Consider the following 14,630-nt stretch of genomic DNA (forward strand, 5'->3'; position numbering starts at 1 on the left):
CTCACTCTTCACTGTCTGCGTCGTCGGCTGTAGGCTCAACACCCGCAACATCGGCGATCTCTGGGTTATCTATTAACTCCGCTGACTCAGCGGCACTGTCTAGCTCATCCTCAACGTCATCCGGCTCTTGCACACGCTCAAGACCTACCAGCTTCTCTTCATTGCCAAGCTTAATTAAGGTGACGCCTTGGGTGTTACGCGACTGCGAAGAAATCTCATCAACACGGGTACGCACCAAGGTCCCCTGATCAGAAATCAGCATAATTTCTTCGCCATCCAGCACCTGAATGGCGCCAACCAGCTTACCATTACGCTCGTTAGTCACCATGGCAATCACGCCCTGACCACCACGCCCACGTACTGGGAACTCTTCAATCACGGTTCGTTTACCGTAGCCATGTTCAGAAGCCGTCAGAATTTGCGTCTCTGGCTCAGGGATTAACATTGAGATTAACTGTTGCTCATCTAGTAAGCGCATCCCACGCACTCCGCGAGCGGTACGCCCCATAGAGCGTACTTTGCGCTCATTAAAGCGAATCACTTTGCCCCCATCAGAAAACAGCATGACATCTTGCGCGCCATCGGTAATGGCTGCAGCAATTAAGGTGTCGCCCTCTTCTAAACGTAACGCAATCAGACCGGAATTACGTGGACGACTGAACTGGCTCAACGGGGTTTTTTTCACAGTTCCTTTAGCTGTAGCCATAAAGACGTAAGCACCCGTTGGCTCTTCCGCCTCTTCTTGCTCAGTCTCAGACTCTTCAGTCTCATCTAAGGCAACTAACTCGCCCTCTAAAATACTGTCGTCCTGCTCATCGAGCAGCTCTTCATCTTGCCCCAGCGACTCTAAATCAACCTGCAGCATGGCGGTGATACGTTCACCCTCTTCTAGCGGCAGTAAGTTAACTAAGGGACGGCCACGGGCAGTACGTGACGCTTCTGGAATTTCAAAGGTACGCTTCCAATACACTTTCCCTTTGCTAGAGAACAACAATAAGGTGGCATGACTGTTAGCCACCAATAGGTGCTCAACAAAATCTTCGTCTTTAACCCCTGTAGCCGCCTTACCGCGTCCACCACGGCGCTGTGCATTATAGGCCGATAATGGTTGACTCTTAGCGTAGCCACCATGGGAAATCGTTACCACGCGCTCTTCTTCAGTGATCAGATCAGCAATGGTTAAATCAACTTGTGAGGCAACAATTTCTGTGCGTCGCTCATCGCCAAAATCTGCCTTAACTTTTTCTAGTTCTTCGCGGATCACTTCCAGCAGACGCTCAGGACTGGTAAGAATATGAATCAGCTCACCAATTTGCTCAAGAATTTCTTGATACTCAGTTAACAGTTTTTCATGCTCAAGGCCTGTTAAGCGGTGTAAACGCAACTCGAGAATGGCTTGCGCCTGCTCTGGCGATAAATAGTAGCGCCCATCACGCATCCCATATTGCTCATCCAAACCTTCAGGACGGCAGGACTCTGCCCCTGCGCGCTCAACCATCGCCGCAACCGCGCTAGACTCCCAAGCTGTAGCCAGTAATCGCTCACGGGCTTCGGCTGGGGTTGGTGATGCTTTAATTAACTCAATAACTGGATCAATGTTAGATAACGCAACCGCTTGACCTTCTAAGATATGTCCTCGCTCGCGTGCTTTACGCAGCTCATACACCGTACGTCGAGTGACCACCTCACGGCGGTGACGCACAAACACCTCAAGCATATCTTTCAGGTTTAATAAACGCGGACGGCCATCAACTAGAGCCACGTTGTTAATCCCGAACACGCTTTGCATCTGGGTTTGCGCATACAGGTTATTAAGAATCACCTCAGGCACTTCGCCACGACGCAATTCAATCACCACCCGCATACCGTCTTTATCCGACTCATCGCGCAGCTCAGTGATGCCTTCAAGCTTCTTCTCTTTTACCAGCTCGGCGATTTTTTCAATTAAACGCGCTTTATTGAGCTGATACGGTAACTCAGTAATAACAATCTGCTGGCGAGTTCCAGCTTTATCAATATCTTCAAACTCCGCCCGGGCGCGCATATAAATCCGCCCACGACCGGTGCGGTAAGCTTCAATAATACCCGCACGGCCATTAATAATTCCCGCAGTTGGGAAATCAGGGCCTGGAATAAACTGCATCAGCTCATCAACGCTGAGCTCTGGGTTATCAATTAAAGCCAAGCAACCATTGATTACTTCGGTAAGGTTATGGGGCGGAATATTGGTTGCCATTCCCACTGCAATCCCTGACGAACCGTTGACTAACAGACTAGGGATTTTGGTTGGCAAAACAGCTGGGATTTGCTCAGTGCCATCATAGTTAGGCACCCAGTCAACGGTTTCCTTTTCTAGGTCAGCCAGCATTTCATGGGCAATTTTATCCATGCGTACTTCGGTATAACGCATCGCAGCGGCATTATCACCATCTACAGAACCGAAGTTACCCTGTCCATCAACCAGCATATAACGCATAGAGAATGGCTGCGCCATACGCACAATGGTGTCATACACCGCAGTGTCGCCATGGGGGTGATATTTACCGATTACATCACCGACCACCCGGGCAGACTTCTTATAGGGCTTATTCCAATCGTTACCCAGCTCACGCATGGCGAAGAGAACCCGGCGATGCACCGGTTTTAAACCATCTCGTGCGTCAGGTAAGGCGCGCCCTACAATCACACTCATTGCATAGTCAAGGTATGACTGACGCATTTCATCTTCGATACTAATCGGAAGGATTTCTCTAGCCAATTCACCCATGGAAGCTTGGTTCCTTTATAATTTCGTTGCTTTAATCAAGCTGTAAATACTACCACAAGGCGCTGCAAGGCGCTCTAACGCTTTTTTGCGCTTTATTAATGGAGTGCTGTTCTACCCATTAACGCCTGCATTTTCGCCAAGTTTGGCCGCTCTACTACGCCAAGTTCAGTCACAATCGCATCGATTAGCTTCGCCGGTGTCACATCAAACACCGGGTTAAACGCTGGCACTGCTGCTGCCACAGGCTGCCCAGCAACCTGCAATAGTTCAGCGGCAGCGCGTTGCTCAATGGGAATATCGGCTCCGCTTTCAATACTCATATCAATGGTTGAGCTCGGTGCTACCACCATAAACTTAACGTCATGATAACGTGCCAATACTGCCAAGGCGTAAGTGCCAATCTTATTGGCTACATCGCCAGCGGCCGTGATTCGATCAGCCCCGACAATAACCCAAGTAATATCACCTTCACGCAGTAAGTGCGCGGCAGCGCCATCAATATTGAGACTAACCGGAAGTTGCTCCTGCGCCAGCTCCCAAGCAGTTAAGCGCGAGCCCTGCAACCAAGGCCGAGTTTCATCCACATGCACCAAACTAACTAAACCGGCATGATAAGCCGCGCGAATCACCCCCAACGCCGTACCAAAACCACCGGTTGCCAGCGCTCCGGTATTACAGTGGGTCAGTAATTGCTGCGGTGCATCACACCCCTGTTGGATTAATTGAAAGCCCAGCTCGGCCATACGCAAATTAGCTTCGCGGTCCGCCTGATGAATGCCCAGCGCCGCCGTTAAACACAACGACTCTGCCTCAGCTGCAGTAGCTGCTGGCAACAGAGCGGCTTGCATTTTCTCTAGCGCCCAAAACAAGTTAACTGCGGTAGGCCGTGATGCAGCAAGCTGCTGAATATCAGCCGCTACGGCGAGCTTCCAGTCTGGGTTAGTGCGCTGTTGCTGCACCGATAACAGCACACCATAGGCCGCTGCAATACCAATCGCTGGTGCACCGCGTACCACCATATCACTGATGGCTTGCGCCACCTCAGTTGCCGACTGATAAGATAACCAGGACTGACTCAGAGGTAAGACTCGCTGATCCAATAACCACAACTGCTTATCTTGCCATTTCAGAGCGGTAATTTGCTCGGCTGCCAACATTTTTTCACGCACGCTTAGTTCTCACTTCAACATTGAGCCAATCTGACTTAAGTCCAACTTAAGCATCCTGCACCGCTTGCTGCTCAGACTCTAACTGGGTGCTGTGCAACTTGGTGTAATAGCCATTCATCGCCAACAACTCTTGATGGGTTCCGCGCTCAACAATCTCGCCTTTATCCATCACTAAAATCAAATCAGCTTTTTCAATGGTAGATAACCGGTGAGCAATCACCAGCGTCGTACGCCCTTGCACGGCATGATCTAATGCCGCCTGAATATGCCGCTCTGACTCAGTATCTAAAGCCGACGTCGCCTCATCCAAAATCAGTACTGGGGCATTTTTAAGCAATGCCCTGGCAATGGCTAAGCGTTGCCGCTGACCACCAGAAAGCAAGACGCCATTTTCCCCTACCAGCGTTTGATACTGCTCGGGCATGCGTTCAATAAACTCTGCCGCATAGGCAGCCTCGGCCGCAGCTTTCACTTGCTCAAGGCTAGCACCCGCCAATTCACCGTAGGCGATATTATTTGCCACCGTATCGTTAAATAGGGAGACCTGCTGACTCACTAACGCTAAATGATGACGCAAATTTAGCAAATCAAATGCCTCAATCGGTGTGCCATCAAGCGTGATGCGTCCTTGCGTATGGCTATAAAAGCGCGGCAATAAATTAGCCAAGGTTGACTTACCACTACCTGACCGCCCAACTAAAGCCACCATCTTGCCGGCGGGCGCAACAAAACTGATATTTTTTAATACCGGCTCTTGGGTACCTGGATAGGTAAAACTCAGGTTTTCAACCACCAAGTCGCCCTGCACCTGGGTTTTAACTACCTGGCCTTGGTCTTGCTCTGCTGGCTCATCAAGCTGCTCAAAGATACTCTCAGCACCTGCCACACCTTTTTGTACGGTTGAACTCACCTCAGACAACTGGCGAATCGGCTTAGGCAACAACCCCGCTAAGGTGATATAGGCCACCAAGTCACCGGCGGAAGAGTCGCCACGCAAAAACAATACTAAAAACAACAGCACTGCCATTGCGCTATAAATCACTAATTGTAGCGACGGCGTATAAATCGCATTGGTTTTAACCATCTTTAACTGGCGCTCGGTGTTTTTTTCGCTGGCCTCTAAAAACCGTTGTTTTTCATACTGCTCACCCCCAAAACTGCGCACCACCCGATAGTTTTGAATGGTTTCAGAGGTCACATGGGTCACATCACCCATAGCAGACTGAATTTTCTTACTTTGTTTACGAAACTTCTTACTGGTAAAGGTCACCATGGTGGCAATTAATGGCAAAACCGCCACCATAACGAGGGTGAGTTTCCAGTTCATCCATAACAAAGTGGCAAATAAGAAAATCACCGTCATCCCTTCGCGCACTATGACTTTGACCGCATCGGTCGCGGCGCCAGTCACCATGGTCACGTTATAGGTAATCCGTGAAATCAAATGCCCAGAGTTATGGTTATCAAAATAGCGGTTAGGCAAGGTCAGCAAGTTATTAAATAGCTGTACCCTAAGGTCATGCACCAACCCTAAAGAAACCTTAGCTAAAAAATAGTTACCAAGAAACGAGCCGATGCCCTGCCATACTGCAATCAACACCACTAATGCTGGCACTGCTTGCAGTAAACGAATATCTGCCAGAAACGGCACCTGCGGAAACAACACCGCGCTAGGATCGGTGAGTCCATCAACAAAGAATTTCAACATATAACCCAGCATCGGCTGAGCTAAGGCGAATAATAGAAACCCCAATAGGCTCAGAGCAAACCAGCCAATATAGGGCACCACGTACTTTAATAAGCGAAAGTAAATTTTTAAGCTAGAGTCCTCAGCGGTAGCCGCCGACTCAGGAAGAGGTTTCGGGTTAGTCATAACAACTCAGTCACTGATAAATACTGCCGAAGTGTAGCAGACAACCGCTACCAGTTGAGCGTTGCTTTAATGAAAGGAATCGTTAATTTACGCTGCGCCTGCAAAGAGGCCTGATCCAAGCATTCAAGATAGGCAAATAACTGACTCATGCTACGTTCACCACGGGTAAGTAGGTAGCGCCCAGCCTCTTCTGAGAGCTGTAAACCACGCCGTGACGCCCTCAGTTGCAGTGCCCTTAATTTATCCTCATCACTTAGATCATGTAATTGAAAGACTAACGCTAACGATAAACGAGACTTTAAGTCCGCTAACTTAACCGGCAACTCTCGAGGCGCGGCATTCGCTCCAAGCAGTAAATTTTTGCCCGAGTCGCGAATTCGGTTAAACAAGTGAAATAAGCCTTCTTCCCAGGCAGGATGCCCAGCAATCACTTGAATATCATCAATACATACCAGGTCACAATACTCTAAGTTATCCAATAACTGAGGGCCATACTTAGCCACTTCTGCCAGCGGTAAGAAGATAGCCCGAGCGCCACGCTCTTGTACCCTAATGCAAGCCGCCTGCAATAAATGACTGCGCCCTACACCGGGTGCCCCCCATAGATACACCAAACTTTCAACCCAGTTGGCATCGGCCTCAGAGATACGCTCTACATAACCCAACGCCACTGCATTGGCCCCAGGGTAGTAGTTGGCAAAGGTTGCGTCATCGCGCAACCGAATACCCAAAGAAAGCTGTGATGGATTCATGCCGTTACTAATCGCTTATCATTATGTGCATTGTCATCAGGATCACTCGGCAGTTTTAACTACCTGGGTACTATCCTGCGTTTCTTGCTTAATCAAGCAATACTCACCTTCAGCGGTTACTGACAACCCCTGAGCGGGCTCATCATACTCGTCCACAGCCGATTGTTCAGTATAAAGATCAGAATCCTTATACATTTCATGCACATGGCGCAACAACACCATAATCACCGCAGCAGCCGGCAAGGCTAATAGCACACCAGTAAAGCCAAATAACTGCCCGCCCGCCATGATCGCAAAAATTACAGCCACTGGATGCAAACCAATGCGATCCCCAACCAATAAAGGTGTCAGCACCATTCCCTCAAGCGCCTGCCCTAGGGCAAATACTCCAACAATGCCCAATAAGGGATACAACTCAAAACCAAACTGAAACACTCCGGCTAACAGCGCCGCCGTAATCCCCACGGCAAACCCCATGTAGGGCACAATACTGGCCAAGCCAGCCAATAGCCCCACTAACAAGCCTAAATCTAAACCTAAAAGCATCAGACCGGTGGCATAGATCCCACCTAACGCCAACATGACCAATAACTGACCACGAATAAAAGCCCCCAGCACTTCATGGCACTCTTTAGCCATTTTCACTACCGCACCCTCACCGCGTCGTGGTAACAGTCCACGCACTTTGTCGACCAAAATATCCCAGTCTCGTAGTAAGTAAAAACTCACCACAGGAATCAGCACAAAGTTCGCCACAAAGCCAAACAACGCCATGCCCGAAGCCGTCACTTTAGCCAGTAAAAAGCCAGCAGCACCTGAAGTTTTATCCAGATGCTCACTAAAGGCTTGCTTTAACTTATCACCATCTAAAATATCACTGGGCACCCCTAACTTGGTGTGCAACCAAGGCACTGCTGTGTGCTGCACCCAGTCCACCATTTGCGGCAACATGCCATATAACTTCACCAACTGCTTAGAGATGAGTGGCACTAAAAACGCCAGCACACCGGCTAATATCAAGACAATGACCGCAAATACCACTATCACGCCCAAGGTACGCGACAGGCCTCTTTCCTCTAACTTATCAACGAGGGGATCGCCCATATAAGCAATCAACAGACTGACTAAAAAAGGCGTTAAAATTGGCATTACCGCATATAAAAAAGCCAATAGCAGGGCAAGCGCTGCAAACCACGGCCAGTTTTTAATTACACTCATCGTCTTCCCCTCTGTTCCAGGCGTAGTTGCGACTAACCCGCTCGGTCCGCCCTCGTTGCAATAAATTTTTGACTCCAGAGCACCACATAGGCCACCCCACTAAACAGCGTGACAGCCCCAGTGAGATAAACCAAAGCGCTTAGCCATTGCGTTAACTGCAGCAACTGTGCAGCCTGCAGGATGCTAAAAAAACCACACAGCACTTGCAGCAGGGTCGACAGCTTACCTAAGACTAATGGCTGCATCCTTAACTGTTGTCGCCACCAATAATACAGCGCAGCGCCTAAGGTAATCACTAGATCACGAATCACCACCAGCAGCACCAACCACCACGGCAAGGCCTCAATTACCGCTAACACGATAAAGCTACTGACCAACAATAACTTATCAGCTAACGGATCTAACCAAGCGCCTAAACGACTTTGCCAGTTAAAGCGCCTAGCTAAAAAGCCATCCAGTGCATCCGTTACCCCAGCCACAGCAAATAAGACTAAGGCCGAAGAAAATTGTCGTTCTAGCAACGCCCAAACTATCGGCAATACCAACACTATGCGCAAACAGGTCAATAAATTTGGAAGATGATGCATAGTGTTTGACTCAATCTCATATTCAATAAACTACAGATTAGTAAGAAAACCAGTGATTTAAGTTCAGCCAAGTCTTAGGTTATTTTAAATCATGCAAACTGCCGCCCTTACACGTCGGCGAGGCTGGCGCTTGGCCTTGCCACTCTTGCTCGGTATACAGATGTAAAGCCAGCGCATGAAATTGCGTCATTAATTCGCCGAGCGCCGCATAGACAGCCTGATGGCGGCGTACCCGCGATAAACCGGCAAAAGCCTCACTGACCACAATGGCTTTAAAGTGCGACTCAGCTCCTCGGCTGTGCATATGGCTTTCATCCAGCACTTCTAACTGAGTCGGCTGAAACTGCTGCTGTAAGACCTGATAAATTTTCTGCTGCATACCACTACTCCCAGTAAATTTTTCCCGTATCTTAAACGAAAAAAGCCCACCATGCAGGTGGGCTTTTAGTGCGAGTGTTAACGCTGCTACAACTTACATTAACGGTAAGGTGTAGTTAACAATCACGCGGTTTTGGTCAACGTTTTTGTCGGCGCCGCTGCGGAAAGTTGCGTTACGGTAAGACAGGGTCACGTTCTTAAAGGTGCCTTCTTGAACGGTGTAATCTAAGCGTAAGTCACGCTCCCATTCTTTGGCACTCGACTTGTCTTTAACCTGAATATTATTACCACGCAGGTAAGCCGCACCAGCTTTCAGTCCTGGCATGCCTAAGTCAGCAAAGTCATAGGTGTAATCAACAAAGGTAGTACGCTCACCAGCTTTAGTAAAGCTGTTGGCTAAGCGGTCAGTATGCAGATAAAGTGATGCACCAGCAGCCCCTTCACCTGTACCGCCTTGGTTTAGCTGTACAAAGTTACTGCCGGTAGATACCCGCTGATGACCTAACATTAACGCATGGGCATCCATCTTATAGGTGAAGGCTAAGCTCCAAGTATTGTTGTCGATTTTACCATTACCATTTTTGGTATAACCGCCAACGCTATAACCCTCAGCACGACCTGCAGCGTTTTTATTATTACCATCTGCGGTGGTGCGGAAGTAACGTAAGTCAGTGTTTAAGCTGCGCTTCTCGCCCAGTTCCCAGTTATGGTTTAAGCCGAGGAAGTTTTGCTTGTAGTAATCTTCTAATTTAGCAAAGTAGTACTGCGCTTTTAGGTCAGGCATTGCTTGCCAATCACCACCAGCGAACCAGAACTTATTGCTCTCAGCGCTACCGCCAGCTACGGCCAAGCCGCTGCGGTTAGTGGATGAACGACCCACTGCGTGGTTAATTAAACCACCGGTTAAGGTCAGGTTGTCGATCTCTTTAGAAGTGATCTGACCACCTTCAAACATTTGCGGCAGTAAACGACCATCGTTATTAATCAAGATCGGCAGTTTTGGCTGTAAAGTACCGATACGCGCCTCGGTTTCAGAGACACGCATTTTTGCAGTTAAACCTAACTTGCTGTATTCGCTGCGGGCTTTACCATTGCTCTTGGTTGGGAAGAGTTGGCCAGGTACGCGGGTTTGATCAACTTTTCCTGCTTTACGATTAGTTTCTTTACCACCGCCATCTAAACGCAGGCCCAACATAGCTACTGCATCTAAACCAAAACCTACAGTACCTTCAGTAAAACCAGACTGTACGTTTAATACAAAGCCTTGGCCCCACTCTTCGCTTTGACCGTTATTAGCTTCACGAATATCGTTATTGAAGTACAGATTGCGCATCTGTAGATTAGCTTTAGTATCGTTTACAAAGTCGGCTTGCGCCACGCTTGGGGCAACAAGTGCTACGCCAGCTGCTGATAAAGCAATCATGCGAGCAAGAGGTTTAATATCCATCAGTTTCTCCCTGGGTTTAACACGGGCTTATTAAGCTTGAGTCAGCTTTATAAGCTGCTTGCTTTTCTATCGTTATGTCATTTAAAACGCGCACACTGTACTTTTTTTTCAGTAATTTCGCCAGCATTAAGTCAGGCGCATGACCATAGGATGACATTTATGTGATTTCATCTAAAAACATTATTAGCGAGCCAAGCTCTTAAGCCATTGAGCTAAATCAACGGAGCTAAGTTTTCTCAAGCGCTGTCCAAGACTACGTTTTACCTAGGCAGTTTGCTACTATACCAAGCCTTAGATTAGGGGCTTTACATGCAGATTCTTTCAGCAGCTGACTACTTACAATTAACACAAGATGCACGGATTCTTGAGCAAGATGGATTTGGGGTAAAGGTACTGGCCTTAACCGATGGCAATATCCTTAAGTTGTTTCGGCGCAAACGCTTGATTACTTCAGCCGCGCTTTGGCCCTATGCCAAGCGTTTTGCCACTAATGCCACAAAACTTAAGCAGCTGGGCGTACCCAGCCCTGATATTTTGCAGCTCTATAAGGTGCCCCATATAGAGCGCGATGCGGTGTATTATCGACCACTCCCCGGGCTGACTCTGCGCCAATTACAGTCGAGCGAGCACACAGCACAGGTGCCTGATAATCTATTTGTATTACTGGCTGAGTTTGTCGCCAAACTGCATCATAGCGGGGTGTATTTTCGTTCAATCCACTTCGGTAATATTGTACTGACCCCCGAGCAGCACTTAGGCTTAATTGATATTGCCGATCTAAAAACCCAAAGACGCGCACTGTCAGGCCATCAACGGCAGCGTAACTTTAAACATATGCTGCGTGATACTGAGGATCGTGCTTGGTTAGCTAGCGCCAAGTATGGTGATTTCGCCCAGCATTATCAGGACTTAACCGGCTACCCTGTGCCTACACTAGGCCTGAACTAACCCTAAAAGCGCTACTCTACTTAATCTTCATTTTCCAACTTTGCGTTAACTTAAGGAGCTGACCAATGCTCAACTGGAAACATCGCACCAAAGATCAGATTAATAACTCCGCCGAGGGCGTGAGAAGTTATCTCAAAGGCATTTGGTTTAGTCGTGCCGTCACTGGCACCTTGGTCTTACTGTTAATCGTTAATATTGCTGTTGGCTGGTACTGGAGCCAAGAACCCGATAACTTTCCAGTTAAGCAAACCACTCAAGCCGCTGCCGAAGCCGCTCAGCGAGAAGTCGTGGTTGGCTACACCACCGTCGAAACCGTCAAGCAAATTACCCAAGTGTTGCTTAATAAACCCGGTGGTTATCTAAGTAATGACGTCACGCCACCGTCAATTTTTTTAGATAATATTCCTTCTTGGGAATATGGCGTGATTGTACAAGTACGGGATATTTCCCGCGCCTTGCGCAAAGATTTTGCTCGTTCGCAGTCACAATCCACGGAAGACCCAGATCTTGCTAAAGCCGAACCAAAATTTAACTTTGATCATAAAAGCTGGGCCTTTCCAGCCACCGAAGATGAGTATCGGATGGGGATTAAATACCTTGATCGTTACTTGAAAAATTTGGCTGACCCCAGCAAAGATAAAGTACAGTTTTATGCCCGCGCCGATAACCTCAATAACTGGCTAGGTGATGTAGCTACCCGTCTTGGTTCTTTATCCCAACGTTTATCTTCAAGTATTGGTAAGGCGCACCTGCAAACCTTGCAAAGTCAGCCTTCTTCAATAGAAACCGCCAACCTTGGTAGCGAGGCCTTAACCAAAACCCCGTGGATGCAAATTGATAACGTGTTCTACGAAGCCCGTGGCCAAGCCTGGGCACTGGCACATTTATTGCGAGCGATTGAAGTGGACTTTGGCGATGTACTGGAAAAGAAAAGCGCCCTCACCAGCTTGCGGCAAATTATTCGTGAGTTAGAAGATGCCCAAGAGCCACTGTGGAGCCCAATGGTCTTAAACGGTGATGGCTACGGTATTTTAGCCAACCACTCACTGGTGATGGCCAACTATATTTCACGGGCGAACGCCGCCATTATCGAGCTGCGCCAGCTACTCTCTCAAGGCTAAGCGCTAAATCAAGTAACCACAAAAAACGCCCGATTCTTAACGAGAATTGGGCGTTTTTTTATTACCGTGGGTTTAATCCAACTAAGGAGTCACCTGCGGCTTTAACCAGCGCTCTAACTGCGCGATAGCTGCTGCCTCTGCTCCCTGCTGCTTGGCCTTAACTAGCGCTTGCTGCCCCAACTCCAGCTGATCAACTTGTAAGGCTAACTGCGCTACCGCCAACCAGTCCTCAGCCTGCTGATAAGTATCGGCCAGTTCACGAAATAAGCGCAACGCTAATTCTCGCTCTTTAGCCTGCCAATACAAGTGGGCTAATTGGGTTTGACTGGCTTGGGTTGAAGGAACCTGCTGTCGCTCTAACAGCCCTTGCAATAAGTGCGCTGCCTGCCATGGCTGACCACTCACCTGAGCAAGCTCCACCATGCGCTGCCAATCTTCTGCAGTCAGTGGCAACTGTTTGACATAAGCGGCATGCAAGGTACTAAACGCCCCCAGCCAATCTTCGGCACGCTGCTGGATCGCTGCTAATTGCCGCCAGTGGGCGGTATTCTCTGGCGCTTGTAGCAACAATTGCCGCTGCCAAATAGCAGCCACCGTGTAATCTTCTTGTTTAAGCGCTGCAGCCAATAGGGACTGAAACGAATCCAATGCTAGGTTTTCTGCACTTAACTGCTGCGCTAACTGCCTAACCGCCTGGGTTTTACCTAACGCTTGCAGCGCTTGAATCTCTAGCAATTGGCGCTGAGGAGTTACTGGCAACAGAGCCAATTGCGCTAAAGCGGCTTGATAACGGCCTTGGGCCAGCGCTAACTCGACAAAATTTTGCCGATCTTCACTGGCTTGAGCGGCGGTTAGCTGACCGCTTTGCAGGGCTTTTTGCAAGTAATCCAAGGTGGCGGCATAGTCTTGCTCGCTCCAACTTAGATAGGCCAAGCTACGCCAAACCAGCGCTTGCTCGGCGCTCTTAGCTTTTAACTGCAGACGCCCAAGCAACTGCTTAGCCGCTGCGGTTTGCCCTTGTTGCTGCTGAGCTTGGGCCTGCTGCAAAGCGTTCAGCACCTCTGGCTGAATGACTTGAGCCGACCAGGCACTAGCGCTAATCACTGTTAAACAAGTAGCCGCTAGCCAAGCTTTGATTGCCATTTATCGCCCTCTGCCTTGAATTTTAAACTCAATGACTTTTTCTCCCCGCTGCTCGACCGGCTGCCCTTGCTGGCGACCTGGGGTAAACTTCCATAAAGCGGCTACTCGCTTAGCCTCGTTATCAAAGATGTTCTTAGGTGACGCTTCTAAAATCCTAATATCGCGAGTAGCTCCGGTTTTAGTGATCACAAAGCCCACTTTTACATAGCCTTGGATTCCACGACGTTGCGCCATCTTCGGATAATTAATTTTTACCGCATTAGTCGGCTGGGCATTCTTACTAACACCTAACGGTTGCTCTGCAGCAGGAGCGCTAGGCGCCTGAGCTTTACTGTCAACCGTCGCCTGACTACTTGAACTAGTCGTGCTACTGGAGGATGGCGTAGCAGCGGCTTTCGGTGCCTCAGTTGCTGGTTTAGGCTTTACTTGAGGCTTGGGTTTAGGTTTGGGCTGTTTCTTTGGCTCCGCTTTCACCCCTTCTAAGCTGGGAGTGGGTGCGGTTTTAATCTGTACCTTGCTGGCCACAGGTACTGGCTCCACATCCACCACTGCTTTTAACGCTGTAGGCGGCTCAGGCTGTAGCACCTCAGGCACCTCCGTCGGCGGGGGCGGTGGCTCAGGCAAATTGGGACGCACTTTAGCAGGAGGCTCAGGACTACTGCTGGGCATCGCTATAAACTGTGCCATTTGCACCGGCGGCTGACTTTGCTCACGGGTGGCCGGAGTAATCATAATTAGCATCAGCACAAAGCTGGCTAAGACAATAGCCACTGCCACCAACAGCGATACAGTCCAACGCATAATTACCGAGACTCCGTTGAGGCAGCTAAAGCAACATCGGTTACTCCAGCTAAACGCGCCTGATCCATCACCTGCACCACCAAACCTGTTCGCGCCTCTTGATCGGCTTGCACTACCACTAAGCCTTCTGGGTGTTCTTGGCGTAAGCGTTCAACATGACTGCGCACACTGCGTACATCCACCGCTTGCTTATCTAACCAAACCTGGCCATCTGCAGTCACTGCAATCAAAATATTGGCATTATCTTGGGCACTTGCTGAGTTGGCCTGTGGACGATTGACCTCAACTCCAGACTCTTTAATAAAGGTGCTAGTCACGATAAAGAAAATCAGCATGATAAACACCACATCCAGCATCGGGGTTAAATCGATGCCGGTGTCCTCTACCGCCTGATCACTGTAACGACGTCTTCTCATATTCTGTTCC

The 14,630-nt window shown here is 48.9% G+C and carries 13 protein-coding genes; 2 read left to right on the plus strand and 11 right to left on the minus strand.

Annotated elements, in window-relative coordinates; translation table 11 throughout:
- Window position 1 precedes the first annotated feature (1 nt).
- The 8 genes from gyrA to AKN87_RS03690 form a co-directional block, all read right to left on the minus strand.
- The gene (gene gyrA / locus AKN87_RS03655) at window positions 2-2,767 is read right to left on the minus strand and encodes a DNA gyrase subunit A (RefSeq protein WP_053102501.1); all 2,766 of its coding nucleotides are present in this window, start codon (window positions 2,765-2,767) and stop codon (window positions 2-4) included.
- Between the two features lie 95 nt (window positions 2,768-2,862).
- Window positions 2,863-3,936 (minus strand): S-methyl-5-thioribose-1-phosphate isomerase, encoded by a 1,074-nt coding sequence (mtnA, locus tag AKN87_RS03660; protein WP_053102502.1) that lies wholly within the window; start codon window positions 3,934-3,936, stop codon window positions 2,863-2,865.
- 46 nt (window positions 3,937-3,982) lie between these two features.
- Window positions 3,983-5,809, minus strand: a complete 1,827-nt coding sequence (gene msbA, locus AKN87_RS03665; protein ID WP_053099672.1) for a lipid A export permease/ATP-binding protein MsbA — start codon at window positions 5,807-5,809, stop codon at window positions 3,983-3,985.
- A 47-nt stretch (window positions 5,810-5,856) separates the two neighbouring features.
- The gene (gene hda / locus AKN87_RS03670; RefSeq protein WP_053102503.1) at window positions 5,857-6,561 is read right to left on the minus strand and encodes a DnaA regulatory inactivator Hda; all 705 of its coding nucleotides are present in this window, start codon (window positions 6,559-6,561) and stop codon (window positions 5,857-5,859) included.
- 42 nt (window positions 6,562-6,603) lie between these two features.
- Window positions 6,604-7,779, minus strand: coding sequence for an AI-2E family transporter (locus AKN87_RS03675; protein ID WP_080995499.1), 1,176 nt, complete (start codon window positions 7,777-7,779; stop codon window positions 6,604-6,606).
- A gap of 32 nt (window positions 7,780-7,811) precedes the next feature.
- A complete protein-coding gene (locus AKN87_RS03680; protein ID WP_053102504.1) occupies window positions 7,812-8,366 on the minus strand; it encodes a CDP-alcohol phosphatidyltransferase family protein in 555 nt (184 codons plus the stop codon).
- 79 nt (window positions 8,367-8,445) lie between these two features.
- On the minus strand, window positions 8,446-8,745 hold the full coding sequence (locus AKN87_RS03685) for a BolA family protein (protein WP_053099675.1): 300 nt from the start codon (window positions 8,743-8,745) through the stop codon (window positions 8,446-8,448).
- Window positions 8,746-8,838: 93 nt separating this feature from the next.
- Window positions 8,839-10,185 (minus strand): OprD family porin, encoded by a 1,347-nt coding sequence (locus tag AKN87_RS03690; RefSeq protein WP_408033277.1) that lies wholly within the window; start codon window positions 10,183-10,185, stop codon window positions 8,839-8,841.
- A gap of 315 nt (window positions 10,186-10,500) precedes the next feature.
- Between AKN87_RS03690 and AKN87_RS03695 the strand changes: the two genes are divergently transcribed.
- Entirely contained in the window at window positions 10,501-11,139 is a 639-nt protein-coding gene (locus tag AKN87_RS03695; protein ID WP_053102506.1) for a BUD32 family EKC/KEOPS complex subunit, read from the plus strand.
- 65 nt (window positions 11,140-11,204) lie between these two features.
- Window positions 11,205-12,260, plus strand: a complete 1,056-nt coding sequence (locus AKN87_RS03700; RefSeq protein ID WP_053099678.1) for a DUF2333 family protein — start codon at window positions 11,205-11,207, stop codon at window positions 12,258-12,260.
- A gap of 81 nt (window positions 12,261-12,341) precedes the next feature.
- Here the strand turns inward: AKN87_RS03700 and AKN87_RS03705 are convergent, their stop codons facing one another.
- Genes AKN87_RS03705 through AKN87_RS03715 form a run of 3 tightly spaced genes read right to left on the minus strand, consistent with a single transcriptional unit; the run spans window position 12,342 to window position 14,620 of the window.
- A complete protein-coding gene (locus AKN87_RS03705) occupies window positions 12,342-13,403 on the minus strand; it encodes a tetratricopeptide repeat protein (protein WP_053102507.1) in 1,062 nt (353 codons plus the stop codon).
- Entirely contained in the window at window positions 13,404-14,204 is an 801-nt protein-coding gene (locus AKN87_RS03710) for an energy transducer TonB (protein ID WP_053102508.1), read from the minus strand. It abuts the gene before it with no gap.
- 2 nt (window positions 14,205-14,206) lie between these two features.
- The gene (locus AKN87_RS03715) at window positions 14,207-14,620 is read right to left on the minus strand and encodes an ExbD/TolR family protein (RefSeq protein WP_053099681.1); all 414 of its coding nucleotides are present in this window, start codon (window positions 14,618-14,620) and stop codon (window positions 14,207-14,209) included.
- Window positions 14,621-14,630: the final 10 nt, after the last annotated feature.

Origin of the sequence: Thiopseudomonas alkaliphila (assembly GCF_001267175.1) — a bacterium.
GTDB classification, from domain to species: domain Bacteria; phylum Pseudomonadota; class Gammaproteobacteria; order Pseudomonadales; family Pseudomonadaceae; genus Oblitimonas; species Oblitimonas alkaliphila.

Coding starts and splice junctions, on each gene's coding strand:
- msbA (WP_053099672.1), bottom strand. CDS start 5,809: ATGACTAACCCGAAACCTCTTCCTGAGTCGGCGGCTACCGCTGAGGAC.
- gyrA (WP_053102501.1), bottom strand. CDS start 2,767: ATGGGTGAATTGGCTAGAGAAATCCTTCCGATTAGTATCGAAGATGAA.
- AKN87_RS03685 (WP_053099675.1), bottom strand. CDS start 8,745: ATGCAGCAGAAAATTTATCAGGTCTTACAGCAGCAGTTTCAGCCGACT.
- AKN87_RS03715 (WP_053099681.1), bottom strand. CDS start 14,620: ATGAGAAGACGTCGTTACAGTGATCAGGCGGTAGAGGACACCGGCATC.
- AKN87_RS03705 (WP_053102507.1), bottom strand. CDS start 13,403: ATGGCAATCAAAGCTTGGCTAGCGGCTACTTGTTTAACAGTGATTAGC.
- AKN87_RS03700 (WP_053099678.1), top strand. CDS start 11,205: ATGCTCAACTGGAAACATCGCACCAAAGATCAGATTAATAACTCCGCC.
- AKN87_RS03680 (WP_053102504.1), bottom strand. CDS start 8,366: ATGCATCATCTTCCAAATTTATTGACCTGTTTGCGCATAGTGTTGGTA.
- AKN87_RS03695 (WP_053102506.1), top strand. CDS start 10,501: ATGCAGATTCTTTCAGCAGCTGACTACTTACAATTAACACAAGATGCA.
- AKN87_RS03710 (WP_053102508.1), bottom strand. CDS start 14,204: ATGCGTTGGACTGTATCGCTGTTGGTGGCAGTGGCTATTGTCTTAGCC.
- hda (WP_053102503.1), bottom strand. CDS start 6,561: ATGAATCCATCACAGCTTTCTTTGGGTATTCGGTTGCGCGATGACGCA.
- AKN87_RS03675 (WP_080995499.1), bottom strand. CDS start 7,779: ATGAGTGTAATTAAAAACTGGCCGTGGTTTGCAGCGCTTGCCCTGCTA.